General features: G+C 64.3%; 14 protein-coding genes. 5 read left to right on the forward strand and 9 right to left on the reverse strand.

Annotated features, from left to right (window positions below; translation table 11 throughout):
- Positions 1-176: 176 nt before the first annotated feature.
- The 7 genes from IFO71_RS11345 to IFO71_RS11375 form a co-directional block, all read right to left on the reverse strand.
- Positions 177-2060 carry an HDOD domain-containing protein gene (locus tag IFO71_RS11345; RefSeq protein ID WP_192029752.1) on the reverse strand — a complete coding sequence of 628 codons (1884 nt, stop codon included), beginning with the start codon at positions 2058-2060 and terminating at the stop codon, positions 177-179.
- 87 nt (positions 2061-2147) lie between these two features.
- Positions 2148-3800 (reverse strand): ubiquinone biosynthesis regulatory protein kinase UbiB, encoded by a 1653-nt coding sequence (gene ubiB, locus IFO71_RS11350; protein ID WP_192029753.1) that lies wholly within the window; start codon positions 3798-3800, stop codon positions 2148-2150.
- A complete protein-coding gene (locus IFO71_RS11355; protein ID WP_192029754.1) occupies positions 3797-4438 on the reverse strand; it encodes a ubiquinone biosynthesis accessory factor UbiJ in 642 nt (213 codons plus the stop codon). The genes ubiB and IFO71_RS11355 overlap by 4 nt, the downstream gene beginning before the upstream one ends.
- Before the next feature lie 58 nt (positions 4439-4496).
- Entirely contained in the window at positions 4497-4904 is a 408-nt protein-coding gene (locus IFO71_RS11360; RefSeq protein ID WP_192029755.1) for a hypothetical protein, read from the reverse strand.
- Between the two features lie 13 nt (positions 4905-4917).
- On the reverse strand, positions 4918-6189 hold the full coding sequence (locus IFO71_RS11365) for a cyclic di-GMP phosphodiesterase (RefSeq protein ID WP_192029756.1): 1272 nt from the start codon (positions 6187-6189) through the stop codon (positions 4918-4920).
- 150 nt (positions 6190-6339) lie between these two features.
- Positions 6340-6831, reverse strand: a complete 492-nt coding sequence (locus IFO71_RS11370; RefSeq protein WP_192029757.1) for a hypothetical protein — start codon at positions 6829-6831, stop codon at positions 6340-6342.
- A 78-nt stretch (positions 6832-6909) separates the two neighbouring features.
- Entirely contained in the window at positions 6910-7866 is a 957-nt protein-coding gene (locus IFO71_RS11375; protein ID WP_192029758.1) for a peptidylprolyl isomerase, read from the reverse strand.
- A 233-nt stretch (positions 7867-8099) separates the two neighbouring features.
- Between IFO71_RS11375 and IFO71_RS11380 the strand changes: the two genes are divergently transcribed.
- From IFO71_RS11380 to IFO71_RS11400, 5 genes are all read left to right on the forward strand, one after another.
- Entirely contained in the window at positions 8100-8801 is a 702-nt protein-coding gene (locus tag IFO71_RS11380) for a hypothetical protein (protein WP_192029759.1), read from the forward strand.
- Between the two features lie 81 nt (positions 8802-8882).
- A complete protein-coding gene (gene modA / locus IFO71_RS11385; RefSeq protein WP_192029760.1) occupies positions 8883-9698 on the forward strand; it encodes a molybdate ABC transporter substrate-binding protein in 816 nt (271 codons plus the stop codon).
- Between the two features lie 49 nt (positions 9699-9747).
- Positions 9748-10446 carry a molybdate ABC transporter permease subunit gene (modB, locus tag IFO71_RS11390; RefSeq protein WP_192029761.1) on the forward strand — a complete coding sequence of 233 codons (699 nt, stop codon included), beginning with the start codon at positions 9748-9750 and terminating at the stop codon, positions 10444-10446.
- Positions 10446-11543, forward strand: coding sequence for a molybdenum ABC transporter ATP-binding protein (modC, locus tag IFO71_RS11395; protein ID WP_192029762.1), 1098 nt, complete (start codon positions 10446-10448; stop codon positions 11541-11543). The genes modB and modC overlap by 1 nt, the downstream gene beginning before the upstream one ends.
- A 69-nt stretch (positions 11544-11612) precedes the next feature.
- The gene (locus IFO71_RS11400; RefSeq protein WP_192029763.1) at positions 11613-12662 is read left to right on the forward strand and encodes a Vgb family protein; all 1050 of its coding nucleotides are present in this window, start codon (positions 11613-11615) and stop codon (positions 12660-12662) included.
- On the opposite strand, the gene IFO71_RS11405 is transcribed toward IFO71_RS11400, so the two are convergent.
- A complete protein-coding gene (locus tag IFO71_RS11405) occupies positions 12620-14071 on the reverse strand; it encodes an efflux transporter outer membrane subunit (protein ID WP_192029764.1) in 1452 nt (483 codons plus the stop codon). The two genes, IFO71_RS11400 and IFO71_RS11405, sit on opposite strands and share 43 nt — an antisense overlap.
- Entirely contained in the window at positions 14064-17303 is a 3240-nt protein-coding gene (locus tag IFO71_RS11410) for an efflux RND transporter permease subunit (protein WP_192029765.1), read from the reverse strand. Before IFO71_RS11410 ends, IFO71_RS11405 begins: the two co-directional genes overlap by 8 nt.
- Positions 17304-17305: the final 2 nt, after the last annotated feature.

The raw sequence follows: 17305 nt of genomic DNA on the forward strand, positions 1-17305 counted from the left end.
CAATCGGCGCAAAGGACCTCAGGGCGAATGCCCTGCGTAGCCGCGCAGCGGCCGAATGAGGGCCGTGCCAGCGCCGAAAGATCGCGAACACTCTGTTATCTCAACACCATCGGTCGAAACTCTGGCCCCGCTTGGAATGGCCGAATCTTTCGGCGCGACCTCATGAAATATCCGGGTTAGCCGGCCAGCATCATCTCGGCCTGCTCGCGGCAGCGCTCGATGGCATCGTCCAGGCGCGCTTCCAGGCCATCGTTGTCGGCATCGATGGCCCAAGATGCCGGCAGGCGGAATCCGACGCGCAGGGCGGCAAACTCTCGCTCGGTATCCAGGCCCTGCACCCGACGACGAACCAGGCGACCGAGGGTAAGCAGGGCCAGCGACTCCAGCGAGGCTTCATTGGCAGCCGGATCCAGGGCCAGATCCAGCTGCCGTACCTGCCGCACTACATCGGGTGCCACATTCCAGCGCGCCAGCAGCAGTGATGCCAGGGCATAGCGAGGTGTTCCAAATGCTGCGATCTCGGCCACGCGAATGGCGGCTTCATCGGCATCGGGGTCGCCGTCGGCAAGATGAGCATCCATCTGTTTGGCTGCCGAACAGGCAAACAGCAAAGAGCCGATCTCACATAACAAGCCGGTCAACGATAGGCTGTCATCAAAGCGGCAACCGTCGACGTAGTGCAGCCAGGACGGCGCCACACTGGACAACACCAGGGAGGCGACCCAATACGACTGCAGGTCGAAATGGGCGCAGTTCACCGGCCCCAAGGATTGGCGCAGCGCCATCATCGCCGCCAGTCGGCGCAGTTCGTTCAGGCCCAGCACGCTGGCTGCATCTTGAACGCTGCGAATGCGCCGACCGCCGTACAACGCGCTGCCGGCCACGCCTACCACGCGCGCGGCCAGCACCGGATCAGCACCGATGATGTCGGCGATTTCAGCCATCGAGGCATCGTCGTTCTGCTGCAACCCGAGCAGCACTTCACAAGCCCGTGAGGGATTGGGCAGCTGATTCAACAGGTCGCCACCGACATGACGGGCAAGGTAGCCGGCGGCGCGCGACTCCTGCCGTAGCTGTGCCGGCGACACCTGCAGCCACTGCCGGAAGCGGCGCTCGAATAGTGCCGGCTCAGCAAAGCCGAGCTCGTCGGCGAGATCGGCGATGCTGACATCGCTGTCCAGCAAGCGACGCAGGGCGTGCTCACGACAGACTGCCTCGACCAGATTGCTGAACTCGGTGTTCTCCTCGGCCAGTCGACGACTGAGCGCATTGCTGTTGATCGCCAGCAGGGCGCTGACCGATTCCAGATCGAGCCGGCGCACCTGGCCGGAGTCGACGATCCGCGAGACCACTTGCTGCATCCAGCTGCTGTCGTTCTTCAGCCGCCGCATCTCGGTGTTCAGGGAGGGCTGCAGGGCGGCGCGAATGTCCGGGTTCGGATGTGCGGTGGGTCGGGCCAGCATCGCACTGGCAAAGCACAGCTGCAGATGCAGGCCAGCCGCTTCGGTGCGCACTCCGTAGTCACGCTGCCAGGCCTCGGGCAGTTCGATGCCGCATTCGGGATAGCGGATGCACTCGGGCCGGAAGTCGCGACCGAAGCAGTGGCGCAGCACGCGCAGCAAGCAGCCGAGGTCGATCTCGGTGCACAGCAAGGCCGACAAATCCCACTCGGCGTCGCGGATGAAGGTCAGACAGGCCTGATCACCCTGTTTGAGCAGGGCCACCCGGGTATCGCCCATGCGCACGGTATCAAAATAGGCTGCAGCATCATTGAGCAACTCGCCGAGATTGGCCGCGCTGGCCAGATACAGGCCGATATTGCCCATGCCATTCAACGGCACCTGATCGGCCAGCAGCAGGGAGCTGTCGCGGCTGCCGAGTCGGCGGTGCACCAGGTCGACCAGGGTGGCCGATCCTCGCGCATCCGGCGGGCGCTCATTGGCTGCCCGAAGACCGGCCAGCTCGGCCACTGATCCGGCGGCCTCGGCAAAGCCGCGATCACGCGCCTGCATATAGGCCACGATGGGCAATAAGGTCGGTAACAGCAATCGTTCGCTCACGCCGGGGCTCGTGGTTCGACAGTACAGCAGCTAGTTAGCCCCTCGCTGACAGCGACGTCAACTCAGGCGGTGACCGGCCAGCCATCGCTAGCCACGCGGCCAGGCGGCGTAGAAGGCGCCCATGGCACCGACGATGGCGATCCATACTGCCGCCGCCACCCCGAGCAATCGCGGGCCGCCGGCTTCCAGGCCGAACAGCACTGCCGCGGTGATCATCAGGCCAGTACCGAGGATGGCGTACACCGTCTTGCGCTGGCCTTCGCGGCTGACCTGCACCAGCGCTTCGAGATCCTGCGAGCGCATGCGCAGCTGATGGCCGCCGGTGGTCTGCTGCACCAGCCACTCGCGGATCAGCCGCGGCATATCCGGCGCGTGCGTCACGATCTCTGGAATCCGCTTGCGGAACTCGCGTGCTAAGTGACGACCGCTGTAGCGCTCGCGCAGGATGCTTTCCAGCACCGGATGGGCGACTGCCCAGATATCCAGCTTGGGGTCGAGCAGCCGACCCACGCCCTCGATATTGAGCAGGGTCTTCTGCAACAGGATCAGCTGTGGCTGCAGGGTCAGCTCGTAACGCTGGGCAGTGCGAAATAGCTTGACCACCACTTCGCCCAGGGCGATCTCCGACAGAGGCCGAGTGAAGTAGGGCTCACACACTGAACGCGTGGCGGCCTCCAACTCCTCCAGTTTCACCGTCGACGGCATCCAGCCAGCCTCGACATGCAGTTCGGCGATGCGCCGATAGTCGCGCTGAAACATGGCCATGAAGTTCTCGGCCAGGTAGTACTGATCACGGCTCGGCAACTGACCCATGATGCCGAAGTCGAGGGCGATGTAGCGCGGGTCGGTCGGCTTGCTGGGATCAACCCAGATGTTGCCGGCATGGGCATCGGCATGAAAGAAGTTGTCGCGGAACACCTGGGTGTAGAACACCCGCACGCCCTTGGCCGCCAACACATGCCGATCCACGCCGGCAGCATCCAGGGCCTGCACATCATCGGCTGGTATACCGCGCACCCGCTCCAGGGTCAGCACCCGCTCGCCGCTGTGGCTCCAGAACACTTCCGGCACGTAGAGGTCGGGCGAATCGAGCCAGTTGCGCCTCAGCAGGCTGGCATTGGCGCCCTCGCGCTGCAGATCGAGCTCGCCGTGCAGGGTGGCCTCGATCTCATCGATCACCTCCAGCGGGCGGATCTTGTCGGCTCGCGGATGGGTGCGATTGGCAATCTCGGCCAGGGCACGCAGCAGGGCGAGGTCGGCGCGGATCTGCTTGGCGATGCCCGGTCGCAGCACCTTGACCACCACCTCGCGACCGTCGGCCAGGCTGGCCGGATGCACCTGGGCGATCGAGGCCGAGGCCAGGGGCGTTTGCTCGAAGGCGGAGAACAGCTCGCCCACCGGCTTGCCCAGACTTTGCTCGATGATGCGCTGGGCCTCGGCACCGTCGAACGGCGCCACCCGATCCTGCAGCAGGCTGAGCTCGTCGGCGACGTCTTCCGGCACCAGATCACGGCGAGTCGAGAGCACCTGTCCGGCTTTGACGAAGATCGGTCCCAGATCCTGCAGTGCCATCCGCAGGCGGGCGCCACGACTCAGGGCCGCGACCTTTTTTGACGCCCGCGGCACGAAGGGTCGAATCAGGCGCAGCAGAGGATCGACCCCAGTGCCTTCGAGCAGCGAATCAAGACGGTACTTGACCAGCACACGCAGGATGCGACTGGCCCGCAGCACCGCCCTCATGTGCCGCGTGTCCGCCGCAGACGCTGAATTCGCGCCGCCATGCGCTCGACATCATCGCGCAGTTCGTCGACATCATCGAAGAAGGCTTTCTGCTCCTCGCTGCCGACCAGGTCGCGACGCTCTTCGACCAGGTATTCGCTGACATCCTGGGCCAGTCGCCGCGCCTCCTGTCGACCACGCTGCAGGCCGGCTTTCAGTGCTTTCGCAATCTGCACGCCAAGCACCTCGCCGAATACAGCGGCGAACGCCGCTTCGAAGTCAGGGTCGAAGCGGCCGGCGATCTTCTGCAGGCGCCGGGCCAGCTCAGCATCGCCGCTGATCCGCATGCGCCCCACTGCAGCGCCCTGCTCGCGTCCCGGCAGCAGCTGGCCGAGCAGCCCGCCCAGGGTCGCCTTCAAGGCCAGGGCCGGTTCGCTGGCCTCGCTAGGACCGACCCGCAGTCGACCGTCTTCGCTCACGGTGAGGCGCAAGGCCAGCGCTGGCGCCTCCAGCGCCAGCTCGATGCTCTGCCCCTGCAGAGCCACCAGCTCAGCCGACATGGCTGGATCCAGCGCGGCAGCACGATTGAGGGCGGTTTCCAGGGCCTTGCCGGCAATCGGCAACAGGGCACGCAAGGGAGAGGTCGACGAATCGTTCATCGGCGAATTGTAAGCGCGATTGCTGTTTCGACCATGGCGTGGCGCAGCGTACGCCCGATCAATCGGCTTTCTTGCTCAGATAATCGATGTCACGCTGCAGCCGAGCGTAGCGCTGATCGCGCAGATAATGCTGCAACTCGTCGACCAGTTTGCGCCCGGCGCGTCGTTGTGCCCAGGGTAGACGCAGGCTGAAGCCCGCTTCGCTGCGCGGAAACTGAGCCAGCGGCTGGATGTCGTTGAGCACCAGATCGATGCGCGCGCCGCGGCCAAACCAGCCTTGCTGGTAAGCGGCGCTGGCGATGCCATCCCAGCGCAGATCGACCTGATGCACCTCCGGCCGGCGCACGCCCAGCACTGCATCGTAGAGGTGAAACTGCAGGTGCAGGGCGGCAGCGGACAGCCGCAGCACGCCCTCGACCTCACCGAAACCCGGTGTTGCGGGGCAACGAAAAGTGACCGTGTCCATGAAACTCCGGCAATTATCGGCGCAGCGCGCCGGGTTGCTTGTCGAACGCGTAGGTTACCCGCTGCCGCGGGTTGAGATATTCGAACACCTCGCGCGGCAGCAGGCCGGGTTTGATGCCCTCGGCGATCTTCAACTCCGGCTCGGCGGCAAGATCGAGCAGCAGTGCCGCCTCCGGCGGAATGTCAGGATCGTACAGCAACACCACCGGCTTCAACGCCTCCTTGGTATTGACCGAAATGGTCAGCCCGATTCGCTGGTTGGATAGCCGCACCACGGTGCCCGGCGGATAGACGCCCAGGTTGCGGATCAGGGCGCGCAGCAGATTCTGGTCAAACTTGTCGCGCTGCTTAGCAAATAGATACGACAAGGCCTCATAGGGAGTGAGCGCCTTGGCCAGATCCTGTGGATTGCACAGATTGTCGTAGGCATTGGTCAGGCCGACGATGCGCGCCGCCAGACTGATTTCGGCACCCGACAAACCCTCCGGATAACCGCTGCCGTCGGCGCGCTCATGGTGCTGGGCGATCACTGCCAGCGCCTGATCGCCGAGATTGATTCGACGCCCGAGCTTGACCCCGCTGCGCACGTGGCCTTCGTAGATCAGCTGCTCTGGCTTGCTCAGCCCCTCGCGCCGGGCAGCGATGGCATCGGGCACTTCGAGCAGACCAACATCGTGCAGGATTGCCCCCAGGCCCAGCTGATGCAGCTCCTCGGTCTTCAATCGCAGCGACTGACCGAGCAATAGGGACAGCACGGTGACGTTGAGTGAATGGAAGTAGACGTCTTCGCCCAGGCCCTGGCTGATCGCATGCAGGTGCATCTCACCCTGCGCCTGCGCCGCCGCCACCAGACTGCTGACCAGATGGTCGGTCTCCTCAAAGGTCTCTTCCGGACGCGAGCGCAGCTGTCGATTGATCTTCTTCAGCACGTCGGCCGCCTGCAGGAACTGCCGCTCAACCTGCTTGATGCCGGCCCGCAACTCGGCCACTCGCTCAATGCGGGCCTGCTTCTCGGCGCGCGCGGCCAGCTCCTCCTTGCTCGGCGGCGGCGGTGGCGGCGGCGCGGGCGCATCGTCAGCCGGTGCCGCCAGGGGCAGACAATCACTCTTGCCCGGATCGTACTGGATCTCCTTCAGGCCGAGTCTCTTGAGCGTATCGATCTGCGCCTGAGATTTGATCTTGAAGCGATTGAAGGCGAACGGATGTTCCATCCAGCCCAGACCGAGTTCGACGTACAGCCCAACGCAGAGCTGTTCCGGGTCGATGGTCTGAGGCTCGTCGGCCATGCGCGTTGCCGTGAGTAAGGTGGGAGGTCGGCAAGCCGCTCAGCTCGCCGGTTTCGAGTCTAGCAGGCTGCTGATCAGTCGCAGCAGCCGGCGATCCAACATCGGCATTGACGCGGGCGTTCTGACGGTGCTGGCCCGAATAGCCGCTCGCTACTCCGACTCCAAGCGTGGCGGTGGCGGCGGCGGCGACGAAGCCCCGGTCAGTGCCGTCGCCTGCCAGGCAGCCACCGGCTTGGGGTGACTGCGGCTCAACTGTTCAATCTCGGTCTGCAGGCTCTGAAAGCGCTGCTCATGCAACAGCCGCTGCAGCCATTCCGTCGCCCGTTTGGCTGCCGCCCGGTCGGACCACTTCACACCCAGCTTCACCGTGCCTTCGGCGCCGCCGGGCAATTCCTCGGCGCCCAGCAGGTCGTGAAGATGCAACTCGACCCGCGGCAGCAGCCAGAATGGGCCGGCGTGATAGCTGACCTGCAGCAGCTGGCCCAGCGACACCCGTCGCGACTTGATCTCTGACTTCAGCACGCCGAACACGGCATCGCGGGCCTGAAACTGCAGCTCCAGGCCGCCATCATCCAACTTGGCGATGCCGGTGACTTCGGCAAAGCCGCCAAAGGTTTCTGAGCGGAAACGGAAGCTATACATGGCTGAAAGTGTGAGCGCTTTGGTATCAGGAGGGGCGAGGGCGGCGAATGTGACCGCCGCCGTTATCGCCGACCCCGACTATTGTCCCACGCAGACATCACGGGTCGGCAGGGTGATGCGTTGCATGTTCCACTCGCCCTGGCCGAGTTCGCTGTCAAAGCTGAATACCGCGCTGTCGCAGCCGGTGAAACGCACCGTTAGTGTGCCCCAGTTCGGGTTGCTGGTGACCTGGGTCGGATCGAAGTCGGCACCGAACTGGCCGCCCTCGGTGATGTTCATGTTCAGGGTGACGGCGCTATCGCCCCAATTGAACGGCGCCGCACCGGTGGTCCAGATCTGCCGACCTTCAGCATAGTCATACCAGTAGACCACCAGCAGCGGGCTGTTGCCGGCTTCATCGCCGCCAGCGGCCTGGGCCACCTCGACAGAAAAGCCGCGACCGCTGTTGTCCGGGTCGTACCAGGCTCCGGTGTGCAGGTCCAGAATCGGAAAACCAGTGGTGCGTACAGCCTTCTTGATCACCGGCATGCGTACCGGGGTTTCGGATTGGTCGTAGAGCGGCAGGTTGTTCAAGGTCTGCAGTGTCTTCAGACCGAAAATAACCCGGCCGAACACGGTGAAATCGGTGTCCAGGCTGCTGTTGCCGCCGGCCCGGGTATTGATGAAGAAGTCCGAACTGGCGCTGTCGCGATTCGGCGGATTGCCGGACAAGGCCATGGCGATCGTGCCGTACTCATTGCTTAGACCGTTGCCGCGCTCGCTGCGAATCGTCGCTCGCCGTGTAATAGCCGTGAGGTTGTCCTTGAAGGCACCGCCCTGAATGACAAAGTTGCGTGAGATTCGCTGCACCAGGGTGTTGTCGAAGCTGCCGTCACCGACGTAGGTGAGGAAATTGGCCACCGTGTTCGGCGCTTTCTGCTGATCGAGTTCAAGCAGCAAAGGCCCGCGATCGGTATTCAGCAGCACACGCGGGTTGTCTTGCGCAAAGGCGGGCAGGGCGGCGCCCAGCAACAGGGCAAAAAGAACAGACTTCATCAACAGGATCCTCTGAATCAGGCGCGGTCAACGCCGGGCACGCTGCCCGGGGTCGCCGAGCATAGCCGGCCACCGGGCGGATGTCAGGGGCACTGCACGGCCAACTCGAGGGTCAATCAGCGCAAATCCCGGTCGAATGGAGATTTTCTCGGAAAATTTTCTCTCCAGCCTGCGATATCCAGCCCCGTGCCGACACTGCCTAGGTTCCAGCTGGTGTTAGACGAGGAACGGCAATGGCACGCGATTTTGATTGGCGCTGTTTGGCCCGACAGGAGACCCAGGGCTTGCAGGGGTGGCGCGACCGCTACGACGACGTACAGCGCGTCGGGCAACAGGAATGGTGGCTGCTGATCGATGGCCTGCGTTCGCTGGAGGAGCAGGACCGCGCTCTATCGGCACACGATTCGCCGCCGGCCGCTTCGATCGACGCTCATCGTCAACGGCTGCTGAGCGAGTTCTTTGCCGCCACTCGCAAGCTGCGCTCGCGACGCAAGCCGCGACGCTTGTATCTGGCGCATTCCCGACGCCGGCTGGGCGCTGCCGTCACCTGTGCCAACCTGACCCATGACCTGCGCTTTGCCTTCTGGCTCGACGCGTTCGAAGCACCGCAGCTCGATCAGGGGGCCTGTTCCGCGGGCCTGGCCAAGGTGCTGTCGGCTGCGGCGCTGGAAATGGCCCTGCTGAATTGCAGTCATATCCTGCTGCTCGATAGCCTGGCCTTGGACGGCGCCGAATGGGGCGGCTACTTGCGTGCCCGTGGCATGGAACATCTGCCACTGGAACAGCGTCTGCGACGGATGGCCGAGAGTGAACTCGGCGGCTCGGAGCAGGCCGAAGGCGCAGCCGAAGCGGCGCTGCGCAATCTGTCCAACTGGCTGCTCGAGCCGAAGAGCAAGCGCAGCATCGCTCGCTATCGGATGGCCGCCGCGCACTGAGCACCCCGCGCCGCGCTCCGATGGCGCGGCAAGCGGCCGCGATCCGTTACCCTATGTGGCACCGGTGGCGGAGCGAGTGACATGGCCAAAACAGCGGGCTGGGCTGGATTCAGAACGGGCGCATTGCGCTTGGCCCTGTGCCTGCTGCCCGTGCTCGGGCCTGCCCTGCCGGCACAGGCCGCCGAGCCACTGCGGGTGGCGGCGGCCTCGGACCTGCGCAGCGTATGGCTGGCCCTTAGCACTGAATTCAAGCGCCATACCGAAATCGAAGTCAGCCCCAGCTTTGCCGCCTCGGGCAAACTTAGCCAGCAGATCGAGCAAGGCGCGCCGTTCGACGTATTCCTCTCCGCCGATCAAGATTTTGTCGAGCGGCTGCAGGCCCAGGGACTGACCCAGGGCACGCCGGTCCAGTACACCCGCGGCCAGCTCGGCCTGTGGGTGCGTGAGGACAGCCGCATCGAGCACCTCCATCAGCTGGGCGAGCGGCTGCAGGGTAAGTTGGTGATGGCCAATCCGCGCCATGCGCCGTACGGCATGCGCGCCGAGGAGGTGCTGCGCGGCAGCGGCCAATGGGAGCAGTGTCAATCCCACCTGGTGCTGGGCGAGAACGTGGCACAAGCGGCACAGCTGGTGATCAGCGGCGAAGCCGAAGCGGCTCTGTTGGCCACCTCCTACAAGGACGAGGTGGCGGGTGGACGCTGGCTGACCATCGACCCCGGCTTGCATCGGCCACTCTGGCAGGTCGGCGTCATGCTGCACACCGAGCGCCGCGATGCGGCGCAGCAGTGGCTGGATTTCCTGCTCAGTGAGCCGGCGCAGGTAATTTTCCGCCAGCGCGGCTTCCTGCCTCTGGATTCCGCGCCGAGCCGACCAGATCAGGTCGCTGGCCAGCCTTGATCCCGTTCGGCCCCTTGCCAGGCGTGACCCAGCACAGCGCGCCAACGCAATGATCGGCTTGAGCCCGGCGGAGTGGAGCGCGCTCAAGCTGACCCTGTGGCTGGCCCTGAGTACCACCGGCCTGTTGCTGCTGCTGTGCATACCGCTGGCCGGCTGGTTGGCGCTGGGCCGCAGCCGAGTGCGCGCCATGGTCGAGGTGCTGGTCGCTCTGCCCCTGGTGCTGCCGCCGACGGTGCTGGGTTTCTACCTGCTGCTGCTGCTTGGTCCGCGCGGCCCGGTCGGTCAGGCAGCGGCGGCCTTGGGACTCGGTCCGCTGGTGTTCAGTTTCAAAGGCCTGCTGATCGGATCGATGCTGTATTCGCTGCCGTTTGCCGTACAGCCCCTGCTCGATGGCTTTCGCAGCATGCGCCGGGAACTGCTGGATACCGCTGCCAGCCTTGGCGCAGGACCGATTGAAAGGTTCTTCCGGGTAGTGCTGCCGCTAAGTCGGCCGGCGGTGTTGAGTGCGGCCCTGCTCAGTTTCGCCCATACCTTGGGGGAATTCGGTGTGGTGTTGATGATCGGCGGCAATATCGCCGGCGAAACCCGGGTAATGTCGATCGCCATCTACGATGCCGTGGAGGCCTTCGACTTTGCCGAGGCGCATCGACTCTCGGCGTGGTTGCTCGGGCTGGCGATGGTGTGCCTGCTGGCAATCCAGACGCTGCGACGACGGCAGCAGGCACGCGATGGCGGCACGGATCAATGATGCAGAACCCGCCTGACAATGACGCGCTGCTGCGCGCGCGTCTGCAGGCCTCGCTGGGGGCCTTTCAGCTGGACCTCAACCTGCAGTTGCCGGCGCGCGGCATCTCGGTGTTGTTTGGTGCCTCGGGGGCAGGCAAGTCGCTGGCGCTGCGCGCCTTGGCCGGCCTTGAGCCCCGGGTGTCGGGCGATGTGCAGTTCGCCGACGAGGTCTGGCAACGTGGCCGACATTGGGTTCCGGCGCACCGGCGTCGGATCGCCTGGTTATGTCAGCGGGCACAACTGTTCGATCACCTGGACGTCAGCGGCAATCTGCGCTTTGCCGCCGGCCGCCATGCCGCCTCGGACAGTGGCGAGGTCGACATCGGGCGCTATGCCGAGGTGTGCGGCATCAGTCATCTGCTGAGCCGACGGGTCGGCCGCCTCAGCGGCGGCGAAGCGCAGCGGGTGGCGCTGTGTCGCGCCCTGCTCAGCCGCCCACGCTATCTGCTGCTGGACGAGCCCCTCTCGGCCTTGGACAGCGCGGCGCGTCTTGCGCTATGTCAGCTGTTGCGACGTCTGGCCAGCGACGAAGCCCTGCCGATGCTGTTGGTGACGCACTCACTGGACGAAGTCGAGCGCGTTGCCGATCAGGTGATCGTGCTGACGGCCGGACGCAATCAACCGCGACTCAGTCTGGCCGAGGCCATGGCCGCACCCGATATCGGGCTGCAAGCCCCCGGCGAGCTGGCCGCAGTGTTCGACCTCGAGGCCAGCGCGCAGCAGGATGAGCCGGATCTGCTGCGACTGCAGATCGGTCAGGACGCTATCCATATTCCCTGGCGGGGCCCGCGGCCCGATCGTGCGGTGCGCCTGCGCATCGCCGCGCGCGACGTCACCCTGTGGCCGCAGTTGCCACCGCTCAGCAGTGCTCAGAATTGCCTGCCATTGCAGGTCGAACGGATCGTCGACGGTACCAATCCGGCGATGCGTTTGGTGATCGGCCGCTGCCGCGATGGTCGCCGACTGTTTGCCCGCATCACCCGCGCGGCCGAGCGACAGCTCCAGCTCACCGCGGGCCAATCGGTGTTTGCCCAGTTCAAGGCGGTGGCATTGCTGTAGCAGTGAGCGGTTTGCGCTGGCGCGTGGCTCGGCCGAAGATGGAGCTTCACTCGCATCGAGGAGACCGCCATGCGCGCAACGACTCGAGCCATTTCAAGCTGGTTCTCACTCGCCCTGCTGACGGCGCTGATCGTCGGGTCCGCTCCGGCAGCGGCCAGCGCAGCCTCGCCGAAGATGACCGAATGGACGGTGCCTTATCCTGACTCACGACCGCGCGACCCCTCGGTCGGCCGGGACTGGCGGATCTGGTTCGTCGGCCAGACCGACAACTACCTCGGAGTCTTCAACCCACAGAGTCACTCGTTCAATCGCATCGCATTGCCCACAGGCACTCGGCCGCATAGCGCCTTGGTCGGGCCAGACGGTGATATCTGGGTGGCCGGCAATGGCAACGGCACTCTGCTGCGCTATACCAGTGACGGGCAACTGCGCACGACGATCAGCGTGCCTGAGTCGGCCGGCCTCAGCACGCGCGATCCGCATACCCTGGCCTTCGATGGCCACGGAGGTCTGTGGTTCACCATGCAGAACGGCAATGCAGTAGGGCATCTTCAGGTGGACTCAGGTGAGCTGCGCGTGGTGCCGATGAAGACTCCGCAGAGTCGACCCTACGGCCTGATCCGCGACCACCAGGGCAACGCCTGGGTAGTGCTGTTTGCCGGAGGAAAGTTGGTACGCATCGGCCATGGCGACTTTCAGCTCAGCGAATTCACCCTGCCACGTGAGCACGCGCGACCGCGACGCGTTGCCATCGATAGCCAAGGGCTGATCTGGTACGTCGACTACGCCCAGGACTATTTGGGTCACTTTGATCCGCGCAGCTCTGCGTTCAGCGAATGGCGGCTGCCGGAAGAGCAGCGACCGGCGGCACCGTATGCGATGGCGATCGACGCCAGCGACCGGGTCTGGCTGTTTCTCACCGCGCCTCAACCCAATAAGGTGCTAAGTTTCGATAGAGCAAGGCAGCAGTTCAGCGAAGCGATCACGTTGCAAAGTGGTGGCGGCGCGGTCCGACACGCCGAGTTTCACCCTGACAGCGATAGCATCTGGTTCGGTACCGACCGCAATACCCTGGGTCAGCTGCGCGTCTCCAGCGCCGCCGACGGATCGTCTGATTGAAGCACTTCGGCGAAGTCGCCGGCCAACGCCTTGTACACCGCCACCAGGGCGGTGGCCTGATCGATCCTGGCCTGCAGCGCTTCGCGTTCGCTGGCGATGCGCTGACGCTGCGCATCGAGCAGTTCGAACAGACTGTCGGCACCGGCTTCGAAGCGCTGCTCGGCAAGGCGCTCGGCCGCCACCGCACTGGCCTCGGCGAGTTGCAGTTCGGCCGCGCGCTGATTGACCGCGCGCAGCTGGGCCAGCGCGTTCTCGGTTTCCTCCAGCGCGCGCAGAACCGTGTCCCGGTAGGCCGCTTCTGCACCGGCGGCCCGCGCCTCGGCGGCTTTAACGTAACGTTTGACTCTGCCAAAGTCGAGAAAGCGCCAGCTCAGGCTGGGCCCAAAGCGCCAGCGCTCGCTGGCACCACCGCCCAATGCGCCAAAGCTTTGCGCGGTCCAGCCGAAGTCACCGACCAGGTTGAGAATCGGAAAGTACTGCGCCGTCTCGTAACCGATATCCGAGTACGCCGCCGCCAGTCGGCGTTCGGCGGCTGCGATGTCAGGCCGACGCAGTAGCCAATCGCGCGGCGTGCCGACCGATCGCAGGGCAGGCAATGGCGGCCAGTCGAACTCCTCGGCCAGATGCTGGCGCAGCTCGGCCAGCGGCCAGGCGGTGAGCACCGCCAGGCGCTGCTCCTGCCGCAGCAGCTCGTTCTCCAGGGCGGGCCGCTCGGCCAAGAGGCTGCGCAGTTCGAGTTCGACCCGTGCACTATCCAGGGCATTGCTGCGTCCGGCTTCCAGGGTCTTCTGCAACAACGCCTGTTGTTGCTGCTTACGGTCAATCTGCTGGTTCAGCAGGGCGAGCTGCTGAGCGGCGCCGCGGCGGGCATACCAGGTTTGTGCCGTTTCAGCGATCACCGCAATCTGCACCGCGGCCAGTTCGGCCTGATCGGCGGCGGCCCGACGATAGATGGCCCTGCTTTGGTTGCGCAGGCTGCCAAACAGATCGATCTCCCACAGCGCGTCAAAGCCGGCGCGGTAGCGCTCGGCCGTACCCTGGTCGGGCATCGAGAACGGATCGCCGGGGCTGCTCTTGCTGCGTTCGGCGTCGGCGGCAGCAGTCACGGTGGGAAACAGCGCATAGACGCTGAGGCCGCTCAAGGCGCGGGTTTCGGCCAGGCGCGCGGCAGCCTGCTCGACCTGCGTGTTCGCCTCCAATGCACGCGTGATCAAGGTCTGCAACTCGGCGCCACCAAGATCGGCCCACATGGTCTGCTGGCCGGGCTGCGGGTCGACGATCGGCGCCTGCTCGAACTGCGCTGGCAAGGGCTGCTCAGGCCGCTGGTACTGTGGGCCTACGGTGCAGGCGCTGAGCAAGGCCGCGCACAGAGGAACCGACAGCCGCGGTGAAACTCGATGCTTAGTCATGGCTGGATTCCTTGCCCTCGTTCACCGCCACAGCCCGCGCCTGTCGCTGCAACACCCGTTGGCGAATCACCACGTAGAACACCGGGGTGAAGAACAGCCCGAAGAATGTCACGCCGAGCATGCCACCGAACACGGTCACCCCCATCACATGACGCACTTCCTCGCCGGCGCCAGAAGCAAACACCAGGGGCGTGACGCCGGCAATGAAGGCAAAGCTGGTCATCAGGATTGGACGCAAGCGCAGCCGGCATGCTTCCACCGCTGCCTTGAAGGTATCGATGCCCTGCTCCTCCAGATCGCGGGCAAACTCGACGATCAGAATGGCGTTCTTGCAGGCCAGGCCCATCAGTACGACCAGGCCGATCTGAGTGAACAGATTGTTGTCGAGAAAGGTAGGCGGGCCGGCCGGCGGGTCGATCGATAGCCACAGGCCATGGGCAAGATTAAGTAACCAGATGCCGCCGATGGCTGACAGCAAACACAGCGGCACGATCAGGATCACCGCCATCGGCAGGCTCCAGCTTTCGTACAGAGCTGACAGCACCAGAAACACCAGCAGGATACACAGCGGAAACACCCACAGCGCGGCATTGCCCTGATTGACCTGCTGGTAAGTGAGGTTGGTCCACTCCAGGGCCAGACCGCGCGGCAATACCTGTCCGGCCATCTCCTGCACCAGACTGAGGGCCTGATTGGAGGACATCAGGGCCGGGTTGATGCCGGCCGACAGATCAGCCGCCGGGTAGGCGTTATAGCGAATCACCGGGTCGGGACCAAAACTCGGTTGCACATCGACGACGCTGCCCAGCGGCACCATTTCGCCGGCCGCATTGCGCAGTTTCAGTTTGCCGATGTCGGCCACCTGATCGCGGTGGCTGGCGTCGGCCTGGGCGTACACGCTGTAGGTACGGCCAAACAGATTGAAGTCGTTGACATAGGCCGAACCCAGATAGACCTGCAGAGTGGTGAAGATGTCGGTAATCGACAAGCCCTGCAGTTTCGCCTTGCTGCGGTCGACCGCCGCTTCCAGCTGCGGCACATTCGGCTGGAACGAGGTGAAGGTTCCGATGGGATCGAATCCTTCAATGCCGCGCAGCGCGCCGGCCAGTGCCTGAGTGTGGTTGTTCAGCTCGGCGTAGCCCAGTGCCGATCGATCCTGCACGTACATCTCGATGCCGGTGGCGTTGCCCAGGCCGAGTACCGGCGGCGGCATCAGGGCGAAGCTCAGACTCTCCTGAATCTGACTGAACTTCATGTTCAGTTGCATGACGATCTCGGCCGCCTCGATATCGCGCTCATTCTGCGGCGCGATACCAACGAACATCACACCCATGTTCGGTGTATTGACGAAGTGGATGGCGTTGAGGCCCGGGAACTGCACCGCGCTGACCACGCCCGGCACTTCCATTGCCAGACTGCCCATCTTGCGCATCACCGCGTCGGTGCGATCGATACTGGCACCTTCAGGCAGCTGGGCGATGGCGAACAGATACTGCTTGTCCTGGGTCGGGATAAAGCCGCCAGGCACCGCGCGGAAGGCAACCACGGTGAGCGCCAGCAAGCCGGCATAGAGAATCAGCAGGCGCGGCGCCCGCCGCAGCGTGTGGCCAATGCGGCTTGAATAGGCGTCGGCACCACGCTTGAACACACGGTTGAAGCGGGTAAAGAACCCGGACATCAGACGATCGATCAGACGCCCCAGCAGGTCCTTGCGCGAGCCATGCTTCTGCAGCAATCGCGCCGCCAGTGCCGGCGACAGGGTCAGCGAATTGAACGCCGAGATCAGCACGGAGACCGCGATGGTGACCGCGAACTGCTTGTAGAACTGGCCGGTGACGCCGGGCAAGAAGGCCATCGGCACGAACACAGCGGCCAGCACCAGGGAGATCGCCACGATCGGCCCCGACACCTCCTCCATGGCCTTGTGCGCAGCCTGCAACGGCGGCAAGCCCTCTTCGATGTGGCGTTCGACGTTTTCCACCACCACGATGGCATCGTCGACGACGATGCCGATGGCCAGCACCAGGCCGAACAGAGTCAGTACATTGATCGATAGCCCAAGTAGCCAAAGCACAGCAAAAGTGCCAATGATCGACACCGGTACGGCGATCAGTGGAATCAAGGAGGCGCGCCAGGTCTGCAGGAAGATCACCACCACCAGTACCACCAGGGCAATGGCTTCCAACAAGGTGGTCACCACGGCGTCGATGCTGTTCTGCACGAATACCGTGGGGTCGTACATCACGCTCCACTCCACCCCCTCGGGGAAACTGGGTGCCAAGCGGGCCATGGTCGCGCGAACGGCTTCGGACAGGGCGATGGAATTGGCCCCCGGCGCTTCAAAGATCACCACGGCAGCCGCGTCTTCGTTGTTGAGCAGGGAACGGATGGCATAACTCTGCGAGCCGAGCTCGATTCTGGCCACGTCCTTCAGCCGGGTCAGTGATCCATGCTCACTCTTCAGCACGATGTCACCGAACTGCTCCGGGCTCTCCAATCGCCCCTGCGCATTGATGGAAAGCTGCATCACCGTGCCTTCAGGCGCCGGCGCTGCACCAATCGCACCGGCCGATACTTGCACATTCTGTTCGCGGATTGCCGCCACGATATCGCTGGCGGTCAAACCACGTGCAGCGACCTTGTCTGGATCGAGCCAGACGCGCATGGCGTAGTTGCCGGCACCAAATGCGATTGCCTGTCCAACTCCCTCGAGACGGGCCAGCTCGTCCTTAACTCGCAGGTTGGCAAAGTTGGAAAGATACAGGCCATCGTAGCGCCCGTCGGGCGAAGACAGATGCACCACCATGGTCAGGTTGGGCGAGCTCTTGACCGTAGTGACCCCGAGTTGCCGTACTGCCTCGGGCAATCTTGGCAGGGCCTGCGCCACCCGGTTCTGCACCTGCACTGCAGCCAGATCGATGTCAGTGCCGCCCTTGAAGGTAACGGTCAACATCATTGAGCCATCGGAGCTGGCGGTGGATTTCATGTAGATCATGCCTTCAACGCCATTCACCGCTTCTTCCAGCGGTGCGGCGACGGTATCGGCGATGATGGTTGGGTTGGCGCCCGGGTAGAGCGCCGTCACCTGCACCGAAGGCGGCACCACGTCAGGGTACTCGCTGATCGGCAGATTCGGTATGGCGATGAGGCCGGCGACCAGAATCAGAATCGAAAGCACCGAAGCCAGAATGGGCCGATCGATGAAAATGCGCGAGAAGTCGGTGTGTGCCATGC

Source organism: Pseudomarimonas arenosa (assembly GCF_014841215.1).
GTDB lineage: Bacteria > Pseudomonadota > Gammaproteobacteria > Xanthomonadales > Xanthomonadaceae > Pseudomarimonas > Pseudomarimonas arenosa.

Excerpts from the sequence above, each read along its gene's own strand:
- ubiB (WP_192029753.1), bottom strand. The coding sequence starts at position 3,800 with ATGAGGGCGGTGCTGCGGGCCAGTCGCATCCTGCGTGTGCTGGTCAAG.
- IFO71_RS11355 (WP_192029754.1), bottom strand. The coding sequence starts at position 4,438 with ATGAACGATTCGTCGACCTCTCCCTTGCGTGCCCTGTTGCCGATTGCC.
- IFO71_RS11360 (WP_192029755.1), bottom strand. The coding sequence starts at position 4,904 with ATGGACACGGTCACTTTTCGTTGCCCCGCAACACCGGGTTTCGGTGAG.
- IFO71_RS11365 (WP_192029756.1), bottom strand. The coding sequence starts at position 6,189 with ATGGCCGACGAGCCTCAGACCATCGACCCGGAACAGCTCTGCGTTGGG.
- IFO71_RS11370 (WP_192029757.1), bottom strand. The coding sequence starts at position 6,831 with ATGTATAGCTTCCGTTTCCGCTCAGAAACCTTTGGCGGCTTTGCCGAA.
- IFO71_RS11375 (WP_192029758.1), bottom strand. The coding sequence starts at position 7,866 with ATGAAGTCTGTTCTTTTTGCCCTGTTGCTGGGCGCCGCCCTGCCCGCC.
- IFO71_RS11380 (WP_192029759.1), top strand. The coding sequence starts at position 8,100 with ATGGCACGCGATTTTGATTGGCGCTGTTTGGCCCGACAGGAGACCCAG.
- modA (WP_192029760.1), top strand. The coding sequence starts at position 8,883 with ATGGCCAAAACAGCGGGCTGGGCTGGATTCAGAACGGGCGCATTGCGC.
- modB (WP_192029761.1), top strand. The coding sequence starts at position 9,748 with ATGATCGGCTTGAGCCCGGCGGAGTGGAGCGCGCTCAAGCTGACCCTG.
- modC (WP_192029762.1), top strand. The coding sequence starts at position 10,446 with ATGCAGAACCCGCCTGACAATGACGCGCTGCTGCGCGCGCGTCTGCAG.
- IFO71_RS11400 (WP_192029763.1), top strand. The coding sequence starts at position 11,613 with ATGCGCGCAACGACTCGAGCCATTTCAAGCTGGTTCTCACTCGCCCTG.
- IFO71_RS11405 (WP_192029764.1), bottom strand. The coding sequence starts at position 14,071 with ATGACTAAGCATCGAGTTTCACCGCGGCTGTCGGTTCCTCTGTGCGCG.
- IFO71_RS11410 (WP_192029765.1), bottom strand. The coding sequence starts at position 17,303 with ATGGCACACACCGACTTCTCGCGCATTTTCATCGATCGGCCCATTCTG.